The sequence below is a fragment of the Acidaminobacter sp. genome (assembly GCF_030247605.1).
In the GTDB taxonomy this organism is placed as follows: Bacteria; Bacillota; Clostridia; order Peptostreptococcales; family Acidaminobacteraceae; genus Acidaminobacter.
The window spans coordinates 1-19,555 of sequence record NZ_JAOTSB010000022.1 but is presented as its reverse complement, the minus strand read 5'-3'; the positions used below and the strand labels follow the sequence as shown (position 1 = coordinate 19,555).

Here is a 19,555-nt window from a genome sequence, read left to right as displayed (position 1 = left end):
CCTGGTTATGCTCCTGGTTATGCTCCTGGCATTGAAATATCCGGATTGTTCAGCAGGGCGACTATACGGTCTCTGACAGCGTCCGGCAGAGGCTGCTCCAGGGCTTTTTCCAGCCGGTAGGGCGCTTCAATGCCGTTGGCGCCAAAATGGGACTCAATGAGCGCAACCTTGTTTTCCTTTCTGTCCATGAGCATATAGAGGACATACCAGTCTTCCAGCGCTGCTATTGGGACCCCGACACCGTTCAGAATGGCGACCCGGTCAATGGCATCATGATCGAACTGATAGTGGTAAACCCCCTGATCGTGGGCTATGGCAAACCCTGCAATCAAATCGATTTCAACGCCGTTCACCTTGTATTCCCTAAAAAATGCCGTCTTGTATTTAGGATGATCCAACTCCGGCGGTTTTGAGGCAAAGGGTTCCAGGTACGCGTCCAGCTTCGCGGCATCCTCCAGCTGTACCAGGATGTCGAGATCGTTCACGGATGCCGTGAGCCCATGCTCGTATAAAACCGATGAGGCGCCCGCAGCCCAAACGACACCAAGTTGGTTAAGTTGCGCTGCCAATTGGCTGAGATGCTCTGTCCATGCTGCAGCTTCCAATTTATTTCCTCCTTTGTTATTATTCCGGTGTTTGAATACTTAAATACTTTTTCTCCAAGTTGACTATTTTGAAGGCTTTCAAAGCATTTTAAATTTTGACTGCTCAAACACCGGAATAATGAGATCACAATGACAGGTCTTTACAATTCTATGATATAATACTCTAATGAGTTTTTCATTAAAAAGATTCTTGCGGGCGCTGGAATGTGACATTCAAAAGGCACCCACCTCTTATAGAATCGCCTTTGAGGAGTCGTGCGTCCATGTCAAAACTGAGCAATAAAGAACTGATCAACTGGCTGGCCTATCTGACGGTCTGTATCGTCTGGGGCTCTACCTACCTCGCCATAAAAATTGGCGTCACCGGCATTGCGCCACTGTTTTTCACCGCCCTGCGCTTCCTGATCGCAGGCACTTTGATGCTTGGGTTTGCCATGGTGAAGGGCTACAAGTTCCCGACCCTTGCCAAAGAAGTGGTTCAGCATGGCATCGTCGGTCTGCTGCTGCTCTTTGGCGGAACAGGCCTCGTAGGCCTAGCCTCACGATATATCAGTTCCGGGTCCTCCTCCCTGATTGTCGCTTCCTCCCCACTACTCATGGCCCTGCTTCAAATGGCCGTCTACCCTGAGATGAGAAAGACGGATTGGCGGATCTGGCTTGGCCTGGTGATTGGCTTTGGCGGCGTTGGACTTCTGATAGTGTCCGGCGGTGGCGAGATGAGTCTAGATCCCCGGGGCGTAGCCCTGGTTCTGGCTGCCGTGACCCTGTGGTGCGTCGGCACCATTTACTCCAGAACTGTCAAGCCCCAGTGCCATGTGGTGGTTCAAATTGGCCTGCAGATGCTGATCGCAGGCATAGGGATTATGATTGTCAGCTTTCTGGCAGGTGAAAATCACACCCTTCAGGTTTCAACCTCAAGTCTGCTGGCGCTCTTTTACCTGGTCTTTTTTGGCTCCATCCTGGCCTACAGCGCTTTCATCTACATCATCCAGCAATGGCCGCTTTCCAGAGCCAGCACTTATGCCTACATCAATCCCGTGATTGCGGTGCTTCTGGGCTGGCTGGTCCTCAGCGAACCGGTCACGCCTAGTATTTTACTGTCTATGGTCGTCATTCTGGCGGGGGTCATCCTGGTTCAAAGTGTCAATACGAGGCCAAAGCCGGTTTTGGAAAAAACAGATCAAGGTGCCTGAGAACCTTTAAAAAGAATTTTTGCCGATGGTCCCGAAAGCCCACCATTGGCACAGACTCATTAATATCTTAGAATAAGAATAGGAGCGCTGCTGTACTCAAGTTCAGCGACCTCAAAATACTGCCTTAGGAGGGCCAAACCATGGAATATCTTTGCACTGTCTGCGGCTATCGCCATAAAGGGGACGAGCCCCCTGCCTTCTGCCCGATTTGCCAGGCAGACCACACCAAATTCGTTGAAATGACGCCGGAGAACGAAGAGAAGTATCACCACTTGTTTGTGGACGCGTTTTAAAGCCTTATGAAGAACCCCGCAGCGGGCGCCGCTGCGGGGTTCTTTGCTTAGAAAACTCGGTGTTGATAGGCGCCAGCCGCTGACACCAAGTTTCGGGAGAAACTTGGTGTCTGACACCGAGTTCCACTAAATCTCCGGCTCCCCTTCCATATCCTCAGCCGGCTTGCGGCCAAAGTTGAAGAAGGTCCCAAAGGACGGCTTCATCTTCTTCGCGAGCTGGTCCAGGGGCTTACCCACCATGGACAGCATGAAGCTTCGGGTGTCGCGGCGCGCCTTGCGTCTAAGGTCAACATCGCTTTCACCGGTATTATAGAGGGACCTCTCAAAAGAGAGAATGGAGAGATAGCCGTAGTAGTAAGTCATGTAACCATTGGCAAAACCCTGAAGGATCGAGGACATGATGACGTCCGCAAACGGGATCTTTCTCGTCAGCTCAAGGCTGCGGCTGCTGAGAATCTCGACGATTTCATCATCCAGACTTTCAAACAAGCCGGTCACGGAAGCCTGAAGCACCGTGCTCCTATAGTAGCGCGCAATATTGAGAAATGAGTCCCGCATCCTGAAAGACGTATAGATCTTGTGGATCATGCTGATGTTGAAGATCAAAATCATAACTGCGTCCAGAACAGAATTCTGGTTGGCGGCTACGACGGCAAAGCACTGGGTCGCGGAAGCTGCGGCGGCAGTCTTAGCCTCCGCGCTTCGTTTCTTATAATAGGCTTCCAGATACGCCTGAACCGCCTGGTCGTCCTCACTTTTCAAAAGTACGTCAACCTCAGAGCGCAGCGCGTCCTCCGTCAAATGCCGTCTAACCTGCTTCAGCAGCTTTCGCTTTTGCTTCAGCGTCCCCCGCATGCTGACGCTGAGGGTCTCCGGCGTTGGATACGCCTGCCAGCGCAGAATGGGCAGCAGCACATAGACGAGGAACAAAATCCCCAGGACCGCGTAAAGCACGAGGTCCAGCCAGTCCACAATGCCGTCCAGAAGCCGCCCCCAGGTCAGCACCTGATCCACGGCCAGGCTCAGCATGACGAGCACAAAAAAGGTTGCCACAGCGGTAATCAGCTTTTTCAATTTATTTCCACCTTTCCATCGGCAAACTCCAGCTTCCGGCCTACAGCATACCCAGCTCAGATTGGCACTTCGGGCACAAGCCGTATACTTCCAGCCTGTGACCTGTAATTCTATAGTTTGTGGACCTGGCTAAAGCTTCTTCGTAGCCGGCCAGCGGACAGCCTGTGATGGTCATTCTGACCTTGCACTGGGTGCAAATGAGGTGATGTCCGTGTTCGTGACGGTTGAGCTCATAAATCGCCTTGTTCTCGTCCGCGCTGACGACTTTTTCCACGAGGCCCTTCAGTTCAAAGGCGTCCAGAATTCTGTAGACCGTGGAAAGGCTGATCGCGGCGGCCTCCTCCCGAAGGTTCAGGAAGAGCTGCTCTGCGGTTATGGGACCATCGGCCTTCTTTAACTGCTCTAAGAGGTCCAGGCGCTGGCGTGTCAGCTTAATGCCGCAGCTTTCCAGCATCTCTTTATTCCCAGAGCTTTTGCCGATGGTTCCCTGACCAGCCCCCGCCACAGTTTTCACACGCTTGCTTCCACTTTCACTGTTTGGTTTCATCTAGTTTCACCTCTTCTCACGCACTCAATCACTCTGATCAGCGCCGCAAGGCTTTGATCAGGAAGGCCAGGGCGAAGGCTATGGCGTTCATGAGGACTATGACCGCGCCGGTGGGCAGGTTGTAGGCAAAGGAGATGAACACCCCCAGCACAACGCAGACCACTGAGATCACCGTCGCTATGAGAATGGTCATTCTGAAGCCCTTGGACACTTGCAGGGCGGTGACCGTTGGGAAGACAATCAGGCTGGAAATCAGCATGGTGCCCACAATGCGGATGCCGAGGGCAATTGTGATGGAGGTCAGCACGGCCAGGAGATAGTTGTAAAACTTAGTGTTCATGCCCACGGCCTGGGCATATTCCTCGTCGAAAGTGACGGCGAACAGGTCGTGATAAAAGAACATGACCGTCACAATGACGACCAGGGACAGTGCCGCGGAGATCGCCACGTCAAAGTTGCTGATGACCAGGATGCTGCCGAAGAGATAGCTCATCAGGTCCACATTGAACCCTTTGGCCACGCTGGCGATCAGCACGGCCATGGCAATGGAAAAGGAGGATACCAGGCTGATGGCCGCGTCTCCGTGCATGCTGGCCTTTTCGCTCAGCTTCAAGATGAAAAACGAGGCGAGGATCACTATGGGGATGGAGACCACCAGCGGCGAGGCGGACAGCCAGAGGGCTATGGCCACCGTGGCGAAGCTGACGTGTGCCAGGCCGTCGCCAATCATGGAGTACTTTTTCAGGACCAGAAAGAGGCCCAGCACCGACGCGCTGATGGCGATCAAAGATCCGACCAGAAGTGCTTTGAGGATGAAGTCGTATTGGACGGCCTGCTGAATAGACTCGATAAAGGTCATCATGGGCGCGCCTCCTTGTCAGAGGATTCCGTTTTTCTTGCCGATGGTTCCTTCGCCCCCACCCTCTGCAGCTCGTCGTTGGATTCCTCAAGGAAACCCTCGTCGCTCTCGTGACTGTGATCTATGGATTGGCCATGGGCGTGGACGTGGTCTACATGAATATGAGGCGCGTGAAAGTGAAAGGTCGGCTTGGCCGAAGCCGTCTCCGGCAGGTCATCATGCTGCCAGCAAAATTTGTGCTGGGAAAGGGGACCGAAGTAATGAGTCATATCCTGGGAATGACAAAAATCCCCATAGGTCCCGAAAAAGACCACCGTTCTGTCCAGGTAGAGCATTTTTTTGGTGTATTGTCCTATGGAGCCTATGTCGTGGGAGACCAAAAGTATGGTGACCCCGTCCTGTTCATTGAGTTCTTTCAGGATGCCGTAAAAATTCTCACGCACTTTGGGATCCAGGGCGCTGGTCGGCTCGTCCAGAATCAGCAGCCGAGGTGACGACACTAGGGCCCTGGCGAGAAGCACCCGCTGCTGCTGTCCTCCGGACAGATTTCCAATTTTTTTCTCGGCCAGGTTCCCTATTTTCAAGCGGCTGAGGATCCCGTCTACTTTTTTGTAGTCCTCCTGGCTCAGATGCTTTGGAAAACGCTTGGAGGACAGGAGTCCCATGGCGATGACCTCTCGAACTTTCGCCGGAAACAGCGGATCCCCGCTGATGACTTTCTGCGGCAGATATCCAATGAACCGGTTGTCTCTGACCTCGCCGGCGTAGGAAAACTGCCCGCCGGTGGGTGTGATAAGTCCCAGCATGGCTTTCATCAGCGAAGTTTTGCCTGAGCCGTTAGGCCCGACAATCCCGATATAATCTCCCGCTTCAACCGTAAAGCTCGCGTCCGTCAAAACCTCGTGTCTGCCATACTTCAGTGTGATATTGTCCGCTTTGAGGATGATGCTTTTGAGATACTCTGATTTCGGGGGTTGTTCAGCGCTTATCGATTGTGCTTCGTTTAGGTTGACTCTGTCAGGATTATTCACGGTATCCCATCCCCAATTTCAGTTTTTCGAGATTCTGCAGCATGAGTTCCAGGTAGCGCGTGCCGCTCTCCAGCTCTTCCTTCGAGAGATTGTGTGCGCCGTGAAGCAGGACCATTTCAGCGCCGGTTTCCTGGGAGACAAGCCTTGCAATCTTTGGATCCACGAGCTCTTCATAATAGATAACCTTAAACTTCGCCTGATCCATGGCGTCGATCAGATCTGCGATTCTTTTGGGTGTCGGCTCCGCATCCGGTGAAAATCCGTCATAAGGCGACACAGTGGTGAGTCCGTAGGCTTTCGCGAAATAACCAAAGACGAAATGTCCGCCATAATAGATGGTCTGAGTTTCAGACTTTGCGAACAGATCCTTGAAAGCCAAGTCGAGGGCGGTCAGCTCCTCAAGGTAAGCCTCGGCATTTTCCCTAAAGACGGCTTCATTCTCAGGTTCAATTTCAATCAAGGTTTCCAGCAGCGTAGAGACCATGATTTTGGCGTTATTGGGATCCAGCCAGATGTGCGGATCGTAGGCGCCCTCTTCATGGGCGGCTTCCCCCTCTTCTTCGTCTTCGTGAGCGTCTTCCTCACCCTCATGACCCTCTTCATTATGAGTTGAGGCCAAAAGCGTAATCCCTTGGCTCAGATCGACAATTTTGACTGACTTTCCGTCCAAATTGCCAATAATTTTAGTGGCCCAGGGTTCCATGACCTCGCCGGTGTAAAGAAATGCGTCCGCTTCCGTAATCCCCGCAATATCTTTTGGTGTCGGTTCATAGGAGTGGGATTCTACCCCGGGCGGCAAAAGGAGTGACACTTCGACCAGATCCCCGGCGATCTCTCTGACAAAGTCATACTGCGGGAACAGAGTCGCTACCAGCTGTGGTTTTTCGGCAGTTTCTGAAACTTCCGGTGTTTCAGAGGTTGGCACCTCTGATGAAGCTTCAGGATTAGCTGTTCCACAGGCTGTGAAAATCAAAGCTGTAAAAAGTATTATGCCCAATGCCAGGCGTGATTTTATTAAGTATGACATATGATCTCCCTCGTTTCAGTGTGATGGATTTTAGTTGCGAATCATTCGCATTTGCATTTACATTATATACCTCCCTCAGGATATTTTCAAACGCGATCTCTAAATTTTTTCTGATGAGGAGTTTGAGTTGGTGTCTGACACCGAGTTTGTTTTGGTGTCTGACACCAAGTTTGTTTTGGTGTCTGACACCGAGTTTGTTTTGGTGTCTGACACCAAGTTTGTTTTGGTGTCTGACACCGAGTTTGTTTTGGTGTCTGACACCGAGTTTGTTTTGGTGTCTGACACCGAGTTTGTTTTGGTGTCTGACACCGAGTTTGTTTTGGTGCCAGAGCTTGTGAGAATGTTTGTTAATGAGACCATCGGCAAAAGCTTCTTTGGTATTAATTCCTTCCATCTGAACAACGTTACTCTTGTTTACGTCAGCAGAAACGGGTATATTTAATCTTAGGCTGGATTTTTCTTCGTACACCGGCACTCCCTATCATGCTTTGCCTGTCGACTCGGCCTTCAGAACTTCGTAAGCTGTCCAGGCGATCATGAACTTAACGAAAGGTCGATTCTATGAGAACATTAATCTGGTATCTCTATTTTGGAATATCGCTGCTTGAAACGTTGCCTGAATTGTCAAAAGCACGAAAGCTGGAAGCCGCGGGAGAAACTGAGGCTCTGGACCAAATGGCATTCAAACGTGCCCGAATGTGGTCTCAGAATCTCGTCAAAAAAACAGGAAGCAAGATCACCGTCACAGGTGCTGAAAACCTCCCTGCCAATGGCGCCATCCTCTTCGTCTCGAATCATCAGTCGCACTTTGACATTCCTCTGATTTTGGGCTATGTCCCCGCGGACCTTGGTTTTGTCGCGAAGATTGAAATGCTGAAATTCAGGATCGTGAATGAGTGGATGAAGTACATGCACTGTATCTTCATGAATCGTGATGACATACGGCAGGCCATCAAGGTAATCAATGAGGGCATTGAGGTTTTAAAGTCCGGGTACAATCTGGTGCTCTTTCCCGAGGGGACCCGCAGCCTGACGGGTGAGCTTTCTGAGTTCAAACCGGGCGGCATGCGGCTTGCGGTCAAATCCGGGGCACACATTGTGCCTATCGTACTGCACAACGCGAAGGACATCATGAAAAAAGGCAGCATCACCATCCACCCTGCTGAAGTGGAAATTCAGATTCTTCCTCCCGTCGAGCTTCAGGAAGGCGACCATAAGGATTCCATCGCCCTCAGCCAGAGAGTCCATGCGCAGATCGAAGCGGCACTGAATGAGAAAAAAGCAGTTAAGTAAACGACTTTTGCTAAACGCGACAAAAGAAGCCGCGGCGTATACAAGGTGTTTTCAGGACACCTTCTACACGCCGCGGCTTCTTTCCATTTTGAAGTTTATCGAAATCGTTCATCCCACTCGCCGAACACTGCCGCGGATCACACCACCTTGGATTTAACGGCGTAATAGGCTTGCTTGATGACTTCCACCGCCGTTCCCAGAATGATAATGACCATTAAAATCTTCAGATTCAGAATGCCAAGCTTTGCCAGACTCGATAAATCGATACCGTATTGAATCAAGGCCGTTTTGATGCCTTCCGTATTAAACACAGCCGGATTTTGGATCAGGGCAATGAAGATGCCAAGCCCCAAAAGGCTGACAAGAATCTTGACCATGCGTTCTGCGAATCCCCAGCGGCCCTTCTGAATCAGTCTCACGTGCAGCAGCGCCTCCAGGACCCACACAAAGTTGTAAAACATCACATAAGCGCTGAGAATGGCGACGTTGAACAGTGGAATGGCTACCCATTTCGCGACAGCGTCATCAAAGAAATAAGCGCCAATTTTATCCGGATAGACATTAAACACCAGCAAAGCAAGTCCTATGAAAACCAGGGAAACAACGCTGTCAGAAATGCTGACTCGGTCAGTGGAGGCAGGCACGACGGGAAGCTGGTCTGCAGACCAGGTCTTCGTTTGCTTTTCTTTGGCGTGCTTGGATTTTCCTGTACGCGGCGCTTCTGTCTCTTTAAATGCCTCTTCAATTTCCCTGCCCGCTTGGCGCAGTTCTTCTGCTGCCTTTGAATGGCTGAATTCCTGACCCGCGGTCGTATATTGAATCACTGCAAAAATGATGGTAATGGTTCCAACCAGACTTATAGCGGCTGACCAAAGTGTTCCAAAGTAGCCTATAATGATTTCGATGAGTCCCTTTTGTGTCGGATCGCCTTGAAGTGCTGAAACAACAAGGGCAATGGTCAGGCCTATGCCAACTGCGATCCCGACAATTTTCAAAATCATCCAGTATAAGTCGATCAGTTCAGGACCAATCAGATAGCGCTTTTCCGGCATGTATTCTGAGGCGACTTTTTCAGGGTCTCCAAATTCGTTAAGCAGATCAAGTACATCCTGCTCCGTGGCGTCGCGGCCTTCCAACCGTTCTTCCAGGGCATCCATCAGATTTGAGCGCAGCTCCCGCTCAATATCCTCTCTCATGGATTTAGGGAGTCTTCGCGTCACAGCATAGAGATATCTGTCCATCCAGGTCATCATTTTGACGCCTCCTCACTATCAAGTGAAAGCATAAGGTTCATGGTTTTAACGAGCTCGTTCCATTCCGTTTTTAAGGCTTCAAGGGCCTCCCGACCCGTAACGCTGAGCTGATAATAACGTCTCGGCCTTGGATCCTCGACCTCCCAATTGCTTTCGAGCAGGGACTGCTTTTCCAGACGTCGAAGCAACGGATACAAAGTGCCCTGATCTATGGTCATGCCGCTGTCGTTTAACTTTTGAACCAGCGAGTAGCCGTATTCCGGCTCGTGCAGCTGACTGAGCACCCCTATGACCAGGGTTCCGCGGCGAAGCTCCTGCATCAGATTTTGAATCGCATCATTTTGCGTCACTCTGACCGCCTCCTTATGATCCTATTATACTATACGATACACACTATTGTCAATTCTTTAATATTAATCCTAAGTCATCATTAACGAATTATTAATACTATGTTTTATGACTTAAGTCACATTGATGGCTTGGATTACTTTTATTGTGGTGGCTTCATTGACTTCATTCGGGACCGTTTCATGAAAAAAGCAGGGGCTTTTGATCCCCTGCTTTTCTTGATTCTACATTCAATAATGAACACATACAATTTTTAGTGTTGCGATTACATTACCGTCCGCGTCCCCAAGTCAAAACCTGTCCGCGTCCCCAACCTACCGACGCATCCACAACCCAGTTCAATCTACTTGATATCCGCGTGATACTCCTGCAGCGACTTGAGCTTGTAGCCGCCCTCGCCGTTAGCCTTGAAGGCCGCAATGCCCTTCGCGCAAGCCATGCCGGCAGTCAGCGTCGTCACATATGGAATCTTGTGCTTGATCGCTGATTTTCTGACATAGGAGTCATCAATCTGGCTGACCTTGGAGGCCGGCGTGTTGATGATGATCTGGATTTCTTTGTTGGCAATGCCGTCCGCAATGTTCGGACGACCGTCGCTCATCTTGTAGATCAGCTCGGACTCAATGCCGTGCTGGGCGAGGAACGCCTTGGTGCCGCTGGTCGCTTTCACGGTGAAGCCAATCTCGACGAAGGCTTTGGCGACGTCAACTGCATCCGCTTTATCCTTGTCGTTGACGCTGATGAGGACGCAGCCTTCCGTTGGAAGCATCAGGTTCGTCGCTTCATAACCCTTGAAGTATGCCATGCCAAAGTTGTCCGCCATGCCAAGAACTTCGCCGGTAGAACGCATTTCAGGTCCAAGAACCGGATCAACTTCAGGGAACATGTTGAACGGGAACACCGCTTCTTTCACGCCAAAGTGTGGAATCACGCTGGTTTTAAGGTCCTTGACGCTGGACTCGACGCCGGTGAAGTGGGCCATCATGAGCTCAACTGCGATCTTAGCCATAGGAATGTTGCAGATCTTCGACACGAGGGGTACCGTTCTGGACGCGCGCGGGTTCGCTTCAAGAACGTAGACCTTGTCGTCCGCTATAGCGTACTGCATATTCATGAGACCAATGACGTTGAGGGACTTGGCGATTTTCTTTGTATACTCAACAATAATGTCGAGGTTCTTCTGAGAAATGGTTATTGGAGGAATGACACACGCTGAGTCGCCGGAGTGGATCCCCGCCTGCTCAATGTGCTCCATGACAGCCGGCACAAAGGCATCCTTGCCGTCTGCAATGGCGTCAGCTTCGGCTTCAAGGGCGTTGTTGAGGAATCGGTCGATCAGAACCGGACGCTCCTTGGTGATGCCCACAGCCGCTTCCATGTAGCTCTTCATTTGCTCTTCTGTATAAACCACTTCCATGCCGCGGCCGCCAAGAACATAGGATGGACGCGCCATGACCGGATAACCAATGCCGCCAGCCACTTCCAAAGCCTCTTCCAACGTCACTGCCATGCCGGCTTCCGGCATTGGAATTTCAAGCTCTTCCATAATCTTTTTAAACTGGTCGCGGTCTTCCGCCAGGTCAATGGTAGCAGGCGTTGTGCCAATGATCTTGACCCCGGCCTTCTCAAGCTCACCTGCAATGTTAAGCGGCGTCTGACCGCCAAACTGAACAATGACGCCCAGCGGCTTTTCCTTCTCGTAGATACTGAGCACGTCTTCGACCGTCAGCGGCTCAAAGTATAGTTTATCCGATGTATCATAATCCGTCGACACCGTCTCCGGGTTACAGTTGACAATGACCGTCTCATATCCCATGTCACGCAGCGCGAAAGCCGTGTGGACACAGCAGTAGTCGAACTCGATGCCCTGACCGATTCGGTTCGGGCCGCCGCCGAGAACCATGACCTTCTTGCGGTCGCTGGCCGTCGTCTGATCCGGAGCGTTGTAAGTGGAGAAATAGTAGGACGCGTTTTCTACGCCGCTGACCGGAACCGCTTCCCAGCCTTCAACGACACCAATGGCTTTTCGCTGCTCGCGGATATCCACCTCAGGGACACCAAGGAGCTGAGCCAGATAACGGTCCGCAAAGCCATCTTTCTTGGCCTGGGTCAGAAGCGCGTCAGGCAGCTTGCTCCCTTTATACGCGAGAACCTCTTCCTCCAGGTCGACCAATTCCTTCATCTGCTGAAGGAAATACGGCTTGATATACGTCTTCTTGTACAGCTCCTCTATGTCCGCGCCTTTTCGAATCGCTTCGTAAAGGATAAACTGACGCTCGCTGGACGGCTCCGCCAGCATGGACATCAGCACGTCCAGGCTCAGTTCGTTGAAGTTCTTCGCGTAGCCCAGACCATAGCGTCCAATTTCAAGGGATCGAATAGCCTTATGCATGGCTTCCTTATAGTTTTTGCCGATGCTCATAACTTCCCCAACCGCGCGCATCTGAGTGCCTAGTTTATCAATGGAACCAGGGAATTTTTCGAATGCCCATCTTGCGAACTTGATGACGACATAATCGCCATACGGCTCGTATTGATCCAGGGTGCCTTTTCTCCAGTATGGAATCTCATCCAGGGTCAGACCCGCAGCCAGCATGGCGGAGATCAGCGCGATCGGGAAGCCCGTCGCCTTGGAAGCGAGTGCCGATGATCGCGACGTCCTAGGATTGATCTCAATGATAACAAAGCGCTCCGTCTTTGGATCGTAAGCGAACTGAACGTTCGTACCTCCAATAACCTCAATCTCCTCGACGACTTTGTAAGCCGCCACCTGAAGGCGCTTCTGCAGTTCCTCACTGATCGTCAGCATAGGCGCCGAGCAGAAAGAGTCGCCCGTGTGTACGCCGACAGCGTCGATATTCTCAATAAAACAGACAGTAATCATTTTATTCTTTGCGTCACGCACGACTTCGAGCTCTAACTCTTCCCAGCCCAGCACGGACTCCTCAACGAGAATCTGACCTACCATACTGGCCGCGATGCCGCGATTAGCTATGGTTCTGAGTTCTTCGATATTGTAGACCAAGCCGCCGCCGGTGCCGCCCATGGTGTACGCAGGTCGAATAACGACCGGGTAACCGAGCTCATGTGCGATTTGCTCCGCCTCTTCAACCGTGTAAGCCGGCATGCTGCGCGGCATGTCAATGCCAAGTCGGTTCATGGCCTCTTTGAATGCAATGCGGTCTTCGCCGCGTTCAATCGCGTCAATCTGAACGCCAATGACCTTGACGCCGTACTTCTCAAGTATACCTTGTGCGCTAAGCTCCGAGCACAAGTTGAGCGCCGACTGTCCACCGAGGTTAGGAAGCACCGCATCAGGGCGCTCTTTTTCGATGATCTCTGTCAGGCGCTTCACGTTTAGTGGCTCAATGTAAGTCACATCTGCGGTTTCAGGATCTGTCATAATAGTCGCTGGGTTTGAGTTCACCAGGATGATTTTATATCCGAGGTTTCTGAGCGCTTTGCAGGCTTGAGTCCCTGAATAGTCGAATTCTCCGGCCTGGCCGATCAAGATCGGTCCTGAGCCAATGATCAAAATGCTTTCAATGTCAGTACGTTTTGGCATGATTTACCTCCTGAGTATTTAGGTGCGTCAATCTTAATTATGCGCACGTATGTATATTTATTTACTATTTTACAAAAGACTTCAGCAAATTGCAATTGTTTTTGTTGCTGCACGACATAGTTTTTTTAATGATACACTTATTTTGCTCAGATTACAAACGTCGATATTAAAGAGATTAGAGAATCGTGTGAAATCAAATTGTCTAAGCCTCAGAAAAAGAGTAAGATAGAGTTAATACACAAGAAATGCCGATGTAAAATCCATTGTATTTACCAGCGAAGGAGTCCCGGTCATCTTACCCTGCGTCAGAATCTACAGGATATTCCAGCTCACCTACAATTATGCGCCTAAGAGCATAAAAATCCTAGATCACCAGTCCTAATGCGCTTGAACTACACTCACCGATTCTCCCCAACTGGAGGCGATCCCCTTTGAAAACACTGTCAGAAGTCGTCCAGCATTACCCGGCGTCCGGTATTAGAAAGATGTTTGAGCTTGCCGCTCAATATGAGGATGTCATTAGTCTGACCGTCGGTGAACCTGTCTTTGATACACCAGCCTTCATCAAAGACGCGGCCAAAAAAGCCATGGACGAAAATAAAACCCACTACGTGGGAAATGCCGGCATCCTGTCACTTAGAAAAGCCATTGCTGAAAAGTACTCACAACAATTGAATGTCCCTCACACAGAGGATCATGTCATGATTGCCTTTGGCGGTATGGAGGCTATTTTGCTGTCACTCATCTGTGTTGTCAATCCCGGGGATGAGGTGTTAATCCCCGATCCCGGCTATCCAAATTACGCGGGCCAGATTCGCCTGCTCGGCGGGATCCCGGTCCCGGTTCCGGTCTATGAGAAAAACCAGTTTTGCATCCAGGCGGAGGATATCGAAGACGCCATCACTGAAAAGACAAAGGCAATGATACTCAACTCTCCAAGCAATCCGTTGGGTGCGGTCATCCCCTATGAGGGCATGAAAAAAATCGCTGAAGTTGTAGAACGTCACGATCTGTTCGTCGTGTCCGACGAAGTTTACGAAGCACTCGTCTATGATGACGCCCGCCATCACAGTCTTGCCGAATTCGACCGCATCCGCAGGAATATCCTGATCGTCAACAGTTTCTCAAAAACCTATGCCATGACCGGCTGGCGCATTGGGTATGTCGTGGGCGATCCGCGAATCATTTCCAATATGCCTAAGCTTCAGGAGGGCATTGCGTCCTGTCTGCCTGAATTTACTCAGGCCGCTGCAGCGGAAGCCATTGAAAAAGGTGATGCCGCCATTAGTGAGATGCGCGCCCAGTACATTATGAATCGCAATCTCGTTCTGGAAGAGCTCGCATCGATCCCGGGGATTACCTGCCACACCATAGCCGGCACCTTTTACGCGTTTGTCAATATCAAAGCCTTTGGCAAATCCTCTCAGGCTTTCGCCGAGGACCTGATTCATCACGCCAGAGTGCTTACTGTACCAGGCTCTGCTTTCGGCGCTATGGGAGAAGGCTATCTCAGGCTGGTCTTTGCCGGTTCGGAAAGTATGCTTCGCGAAGCCTTCAGAAGAATCCGGACTTATATTGAATCCCTCGACAGCATTTAGCAATTTCATAGAACAGTAAAAGGGACGGAGCAAGTGTAGGCAGACTGTCAAAACTGACTGCCATAAGACCTTGCGCCGTCCCTTTATTATTTTTTGCCCGTACAAGCTTCCAAAAACTTCATCATCAGTTCAGGCCTGCTGCCATAATGCAAATGCGGATAACCGGCAAACAAAGTCTCTGAGAGGTTCATGCAGTGCCAACTGCGCTGCTTCTTTTCAACAAAAAAGCCGTCGCCGTTGTGATCGCTGTCCGAATAATGAAACTCGTGAACGGGAATTTCCGCACCGGCCTCACACAGGAGATTATCCTTCAATGCCTTCATTTTGGCATAACCAAAACGAACCAGGTGATTCAGCATTTTGGATTCGCCCTCAATCGCCCCTACCATGGCGTGCCGTTGTCCCTCAGCATCAACCATCGTCTCAAGCAGATACATAAAGCCGCCGCACTCCGCCAGCGTTGGCAGATTTTGCTTAACAGCAGTCCTTATGCTCTCCAGCATTGAGGTGTTGCGAGACAACTGTTCCCCATAAAGCTCAGGGTATCCGCCGTAGAGAATCAGTCCCTGCAGGTCCTCAGGCAGCTCAGAGTCCTCCAGCGGCGAGAAGAAAGCAAGTTCTGCGCCAAGGGTTTCCAACAGATCGAGATTATCCTGATAGAAAAAGCAAAATGCCTTATCCCTGGCGACGCCAATTCTAATTTTATGTTCTGGGGTTTTTCGAACAGACTGCCATAGATCCGTCCATTCCAGCGTCTCTGCTTCATAAGCAAGTTCGGTTAAACCGTCCAGGTCAACAGAGCGCTCCGCGGCTTGCGCCAGCTTCTGAATTTTATTCTGCAGATCCACGATTTCGTCCGCTGTGACAAGTCCTAAGTGCCGGCTGCCGATGGTCGCTTCCTCTACCATCGGCAAATAACCATAAACCCGGATGCCAAGCTGAGACTCGATCATGTCTTTGTAATACGCATACAGACCCTCGGAGCACTGATTCAAAATGATCCCCTTGATCAGATTCGGCCTGAAATTCAAATATCCCTGGATCAGCGCCGCGAGGGAAAGCGCCATCCCGCCAACCTCCACAACCAGGATTTCAGGTGTCCCGGTCAGCCTGGCGAGGTGATTCGACGAAGCCTCATCCGAGCTCATGCTGACGCCATCATACATTCCCATGACACCTTCGATAATCGAAAGATCCGCATCCTGCGCTGACCTGGCGAGCAGGAAGCGAACCCCCTCCTCCCCACTCAGGAATATGTCTAGATTTCGGGATTTAACGCCAATCACGCTCGTATGAAACATTGGATCAATAAAATCCGGGCCGCATTTGAAGCCGGCGACACGGTTGCCCCGCAGCTGCATTGCCTTCATCACGGCACAGGTGACCGTTGTCTTTCCTGAGCCGCTGCCTGTCCCGACGATCATCAGGCGCGGCAGTCTGCTATTTTGAACCTCCATGGCACACCTCATTCAAGCATTTTGTTTTGTTTTATCTGGTTGTTGGAAATCTGTTGAAGACAGTTTCAGTCGCCTGATAAATGCCCTCCGCGACGCGCTGCTGAACCTCAGGGTTCGTCAGCTTCGCCAGATCATTTGGATTTGTCATAAACCCGAGTTCCAAAATAATTGCGGGCATTTTAGTGTGCCTGAGGACATAAAGGCCATCTCGTGGCTTCAGTCCCCGGTCTGCCACATCCACGATTGGCAGCAGTGTTTCATGGAAAATCTTCGCAATTGAAATTGAACTCAATTTCGTCGTTGAACCACCTGGCATGTAGAGCGTCTCCATCCCTTGAAATGCCGGCGTATTCATGGCATTATTGTGAATACTGACAAAGATATCCGCCTCGAGGGTATTCGCAAGGTCTGTCCTGTACTGAAGACTCTTGTTGACGTCGGTGGTTCTGGTATAGTAAACTTTGTAATTCTCCGAACCGTCAAACAGCGCCTTAACGTAATTTGAAATCACCAGGTTTATCGATTTTTCATGTACGCCGCCAGCCACCGCACCTGGATCTGTACCGCCGTGTCCTGCGTCTATAACGACAATTTTGTCATAGAGCGCTTTAGGCTTATAGCCTGCGATCACAATGCCCTTGGCCGTCACTTCCAGCTTGTACTCATAGTACTCCAACTGTTTAATGACAATCCGCGTTTTGCCGTCCGGATCCTGCTTCAACTCAATATTATCAATAGCTCGATCATCCACAACCAGCTTACCGTTTCCAAAACTGTCTGAAACATCCTCTGGCAGTATGAAGGTGTAGGTCATGTTCTCGTAGTCGTCAATCACTTCGATGTCCGATTTGTCAAAGTTCAAGTTTCTCTGGTTAAAGCGAATCATTGGATTCGTGTCGTTACTCATATATTCAAAGTTTTTCAGTCCTGTTTGAGTAAATTGAATCCAGGTTTCAGAACCATTCTGGATCACTTCATAGTTCGCTGTTCCGTTCATCACGGCCACCACGCGGGTTGTAACGGCGTTGTACTGGTCCGTCCTGATGCCGGTTACAAATTGGCCGCTCGCTTCTGCTTCCTTCCAGCCGATGGAAGTCTGCGTACCCACGAGATCAATAACCACCCTATCCGGATCCGACATTCTGAAGGTCTTAACACTCGTTGGCGCCATACCAGAGACCCGAATATAATCTCCGAGGTGACTCTGACCAAGCTCAATAGTGTGAATGGTCTTAGGCTCAAATTCGACGATCAGAGTTTTTCTGTCTTCGCTTAAAGTGACGAGACATCTTTCGTCGTTGCTTTTTAAATCGATGACAATTCTAGTTGTCATTGGATCCACAGCAAATTGACTAGTCCTAACTCCAGACGCCACAGGATTGCTGGTATACGTCTGCTGCGACAAACCATTTTGAGCGTTGACGATGTCCATGACAATCTTCTTATCCATGGTTTGAACCTTTATGTCAGAAATTGGTCCGGAAGCAGAAATTTCGAACCTCGGCCTATTATAGTTGAGTGTATATACCAAAGATTGAATTTTCACCACTTCGCCTGTAATGGCATTGAAATTCAGATTTGCTTCAGGCTTAGTTAAAGATACTGCGTTGTTTGGATTTCCATCAGTCCAGAGAATTGGATTTCGCTTTAATGCTGTCGGTAATGGTGAAATATCATTACCAGTCTTCAATACAAAGTTCGCGTTGGTGCTTAAAGCGTCATCGATATCCGAATCATAATTTGGCAAAGGTAATGGTTCCGGCTGTGGTTGTGGCACAGGGGTTGGCTCAGGCGTTGGTATTGGTTCCGGAACAGGAACAGGGGCTGGTGCCGATTCAATTTCCGGCGCAATAATCGCAGCAGTGTAAGTGATAGGATCCCATGCAACCTCATAACCCAGCGTTTCAGAAACGAACCTGAGTGGAATCATGGTCTTGGCATATTGCTTACTCGTGTCTCTGATGAGTTTAGGGACAACCTTGGCATTGTCAGGATCAATTTGCTTCTTCTCACCATTGACATAGGCGACATTACTATTGATGGCGACCACAATCGTATTGTCGTTGTATGTGACTGTGACCTCTTTTCTTTCATGGTTCCATTCTATCTTGGCACCAAAACCTTCGCTTTCAAAGACTTCTTTAATAGGAACCAACGTTCTTCCCTCAAGAATAATGGCAGGCATGTCGCCTATGGCGATCTCCTCATCCTTTACTTCAATAGTAACAGTCCTTGCGGTATAATCCTGCACTTTTCCGTCAACCTCTATTTTAAATCCTAATCTCGCTTCGCCAGCCATTGAAGGCTGGACAACGCCGAGCAGCATAACAATCATAAGTAACCAAACGGTCCACAGCTTTCTCATCTGTCCTAAAACCCCTTTCGTTGCTCTGTTGCAGTAATTTAACCGTACAATATCATTATACTCGCATTTAAATTGCTCGGGGGTGCTGCTGCGCAATTGTAATTATGTTTTAATGTCATTGCCACAAGATTGTAAAGAACATGAGAAGTAAGTAACGCAAATGTTTAGACGCCTATGTCTTAATTCTGGTTCCATTAGACTTAGACCTATTTCAAAGACAGCTTTCTGGAAATCAACCACTTCAAAAGCAAATTCTGTTGGTTGTTCAGTCAGATATGAACTTACTGATTTTTACCCGTCGCTTAATACAAAAGGTGCGGTTTTGTTATGACATGGTCATAACAAAACCGCACCTTTTACAGTTTCGGCAGAAGAAAAATTCAATTCAATTTCGCTGCAAAAGCAAGACCCTTCTCAACCACTGCTATTTGGCTGTCATCTGCTATGTCATCCATAGTATAATTCCAGTTTGATGCAACATGGACGATTTGATTTGACTCAGGGTATTGCATTTTCAATTCATTTAAAGCAACTGATTCTACATGGTTGAGCGATACTGCATTGTCGATGTGAGCCCTCAATTCTTCCACTTCAAGATGCATGTCTCGAATCTCGCTATGTAAAATATGGATTTCATATTTAGCCTGGTAGATCGCTGCGCTGCGTATTACAACTCCGGAAAATGCCAGGCAAAGAACTGCACATATTGCAATAACCTGAATTGCAGCATTTAATCGCCTATTTTCATGCCGCTGACATAACTCAGTCTCATAACGCTGCTGTGCTTCTTTTATATTCTTATCAATGACGTATTTCCAATAATCATCATAATAAACAAAGTCCTGTTGAGTTTTGTAATTTGACAATGACAAGCCTCCTTCAGATTCTATCTGGTAAAAGAAGCGTGGGGCAATATTGGAGTTGATTTTAACAGGCTATTGAATTGAAGGTGAATTGAATTGAATTGCTGAATTGGTAGTATTTAGTTTTTATTGTCATTTTTGTTATTTTGTGTCTACATTTATATATTATCACATTTATAGCTGT

At 49.5% G+C, this 19,555-nt stretch carries 17 protein-coding genes; 5 read left to right on the top strand and 12 right to left on the bottom strand.

Annotated features, from left to right (window positions below):
- Nucleotides 1–17: 17 nt before the first annotated feature.
- Nucleotides 18–605, bottom strand: coding sequence for a hypothetical protein (locus OEL90_RS10670; RefSeq protein ID WP_291403745.1), 588 nt, complete (start codon nt 603–605; stop codon nt 18–20).
- 263 nt (nt 606–868) lie between these two features.
- Between OEL90_RS10670 and OEL90_RS10665 the strand changes: the two genes are divergently transcribed.
- A complete protein-coding gene (locus OEL90_RS10665) occupies nt 869–1,798 on the top strand; it encodes an EamA family transporter (protein ID WP_291403743.1) in 930 nt (309 codons plus the stop codon).
- Between the two features lie 140 nt (nt 1,799–1,938).
- Nucleotides 1,939–2,091 (top strand): rubredoxin-like domain-containing protein, encoded by a 153-nt coding sequence (locus tag OEL90_RS10660; protein WP_330583762.1) that lies wholly within the window; start codon nt 1,939–1,941, stop codon nt 2,089–2,091.
- Nucleotides 2,092–2,217: 126 nt separating this feature from the next.
- Here the strand turns inward: OEL90_RS10660 and OEL90_RS10655 are convergent, their stop codons facing one another.
- The 5 genes from OEL90_RS10655 to OEL90_RS10635 are packed head-to-tail and all read right to left on the bottom strand — an operon-like array spanning nt 2,218 to nt 6,629.
- Complete coding sequence (locus OEL90_RS10655; RefSeq protein ID WP_300688458.1) at nt 2,218–3,165, bottom strand: DUF697 domain-containing protein; 948 nt, start codon at nt 3,163–3,165, stop codon at nt 2,218–2,220.
- A gap of 40 nt (nt 3,166–3,205) precedes the next feature.
- Nucleotides 3,206–3,712 carry a Fur family transcriptional regulator gene (locus tag OEL90_RS10650; protein ID WP_291403739.1) on the bottom strand — a complete coding sequence of 169 codons (507 nt, stop codon included), beginning with the start codon at nt 3,710–3,712 and terminating at the stop codon, nt 3,206–3,208.
- Nucleotides 3,713–3,749: 37 nt separating this feature from the next.
- A complete protein-coding gene (locus tag OEL90_RS10645; protein WP_291403737.1) occupies nt 3,750–4,574 on the bottom strand; it encodes a metal ABC transporter permease in 825 nt (274 codons plus the stop codon).
- A complete protein-coding gene (locus OEL90_RS10640) occupies nt 4,571–5,602 on the bottom strand; it encodes a metal ABC transporter ATP-binding protein (protein WP_300688455.1) in 1,032 nt (343 codons plus the stop codon). The genes OEL90_RS10645 and OEL90_RS10640 overlap by 4 nt, the downstream gene beginning before the upstream one ends.
- Entirely contained in the window at nt 5,595–6,629 is a 1,035-nt protein-coding gene (locus OEL90_RS10635; RefSeq protein WP_291403733.1) for a metal ABC transporter substrate-binding protein, read from the bottom strand. The genes OEL90_RS10640 and OEL90_RS10635 overlap by 8 nt, the downstream gene beginning before the upstream one ends.
- Nucleotides 6,630–6,759: 130 nt before the next feature.
- Here OEL90_RS10635 and OEL90_RS10630 point away from each other — a divergent pair, with 130 nt between their 5' ends.
- Entirely contained in the window at nt 6,760–7,071 is a 312-nt protein-coding gene (locus OEL90_RS10630) for a hypothetical protein (RefSeq protein ID WP_300688453.1), read from the top strand.
- Between the two features lie 119 nt (nt 7,072–7,190).
- Nucleotides 7,191–7,922: a lysophospholipid acyltransferase family protein gene (locus OEL90_RS10625; RefSeq protein WP_291403729.1), complete on the top strand. Its 732-nt coding sequence runs from the start codon at nt 7,191–7,193 to the stop codon at nt 7,920–7,922.
- Nucleotides 7,923–8,059: 137 nt separating this feature from the next.
- Here the strand turns inward: OEL90_RS10625 and OEL90_RS10620 are convergent, their stop codons facing one another.
- The 3 genes from OEL90_RS10620 to carB form a co-directional block, all read right to left on the bottom strand.
- Nucleotides 8,060–9,175 (bottom strand): HAAS signaling domain-containing protein, encoded by a 1,116-nt coding sequence (locus OEL90_RS10620; protein WP_291403728.1) that lies wholly within the window; start codon nt 9,173–9,175, stop codon nt 8,060–8,062.
- On the bottom strand, nt 9,172–9,525 hold the full coding sequence (locus OEL90_RS10615) for a PadR family transcriptional regulator (protein WP_291403726.1): 354 nt from the start codon (nt 9,523–9,525) through the stop codon (nt 9,172–9,174). Before OEL90_RS10615 ends, OEL90_RS10620 begins: the two co-directional genes overlap by 4 nt.
- 341 nt (nt 9,526–9,866) lie before the next feature.
- Nucleotides 9,867–13,088: a carbamoyl-phosphate synthase large subunit gene (gene carB, locus OEL90_RS10610; RefSeq protein ID WP_300688450.1), complete on the bottom strand. Its 3,222-nt coding sequence runs from the start codon at nt 13,086–13,088 to the stop codon at nt 9,867–9,869.
- 431 nt (nt 13,089–13,519) lie between these two features.
- On the opposite strand from carB, the gene OEL90_RS10605 reads away from it, so the two are divergent.
- On the top strand, nt 13,520–14,686 hold the full coding sequence (locus tag OEL90_RS10605; RefSeq protein ID WP_300688447.1) for a pyridoxal phosphate-dependent aminotransferase: 1,167 nt from the start codon (nt 13,520–13,522) through the stop codon (nt 14,684–14,686).
- An 86-nt stretch (nt 14,687–14,772) separates the two neighbouring features.
- On the opposite strand, the gene OEL90_RS10600 is transcribed toward OEL90_RS10605, so the two are convergent.
- From OEL90_RS10600 to OEL90_RS10590, 3 genes are all read right to left on the bottom strand, one after another.
- The gene (locus tag OEL90_RS10600; RefSeq protein ID WP_300688444.1) at nt 14,773–16,143 is read right to left on the bottom strand and encodes a cobyrinate a,c-diamide synthase; all 1,371 of its coding nucleotides are present in this window, start codon (nt 16,141–16,143) and stop codon (nt 14,773–14,775) included.
- A gap of 31 nt (nt 16,144–16,174) precedes the next feature.
- Nucleotides 16,175–18,508, bottom strand: a complete 2,334-nt coding sequence (locus OEL90_RS10595) for an N-acetylmuramoyl-L-alanine amidase (protein WP_300688442.1) — start codon at nt 18,506–18,508, stop codon at nt 16,175–16,177.
- Between the two features lie 380 nt (nt 18,509–18,888).
- Complete coding sequence (locus OEL90_RS10590) at nt 18,889–19,374, bottom strand: hypothetical protein (RefSeq protein ID WP_300688440.1); 486 nt, start codon at nt 19,372–19,374, stop codon at nt 18,889–18,891.
- Between the last annotated feature and the right edge of the window lie 181 nt (nt 19,375–19,555).

Coding starts and splice junctions, on each gene's coding strand:
- OEL90_RS10665 (WP_291403743.1), top strand. CDS start 869: ATGTCAAAACTGAGCAATAAAGAACTGATCAACTGGCTGGCCTATCTG.
- OEL90_RS10660 (WP_330583762.1), top strand. CDS start 1,939: ATGGAATATCTTTGCACTGTCTGCGGCTATCGCCATAAAGGGGACGAG.
- OEL90_RS10650 (WP_291403739.1), bottom strand. CDS start 3,712: ATGAAACCAAACAGTGAAAGTGGAAGCAAGCGTGTGAAAACTGTGGCG.
- OEL90_RS10645 (WP_291403737.1), bottom strand. CDS start 4,574: ATGATGACCTTTATCGAGTCTATTCAGCAGGCCGTCCAATACGACTTC.
- OEL90_RS10635 (WP_291403733.1), bottom strand. CDS start 6,629: ATGTCATACTTAATAAAATCACGCCTGGCATTGGGCATAATACTTTTT.
- OEL90_RS10625 (WP_291403729.1), top strand. CDS start 7,191: ATGAGAACATTAATCTGGTATCTCTATTTTGGAATATCGCTGCTTGAA.
- OEL90_RS10620 (WP_291403728.1), bottom strand. CDS start 9,175: ATGATGACCTGGATGGACAGATATCTCTATGCTGTGACGCGAAGACTC.
- carB (WP_300688450.1), bottom strand. CDS start 13,088: ATGCCAAAACGTACTGACATTGAAAGCATTTTGATCATTGGCTCAGGA.
- OEL90_RS10600 (WP_300688444.1), bottom strand. CDS start 16,143: ATGGAGGTTCAAAATAGCAGACTGCCGCGCCTGATGATCGTCGGGACA.
- OEL90_RS10595 (WP_300688442.1), bottom strand. CDS start 18,508: ATGAGAAAGCTGTGGACCGTTTGGTTACTTATGATTGTTATGCTGCTC.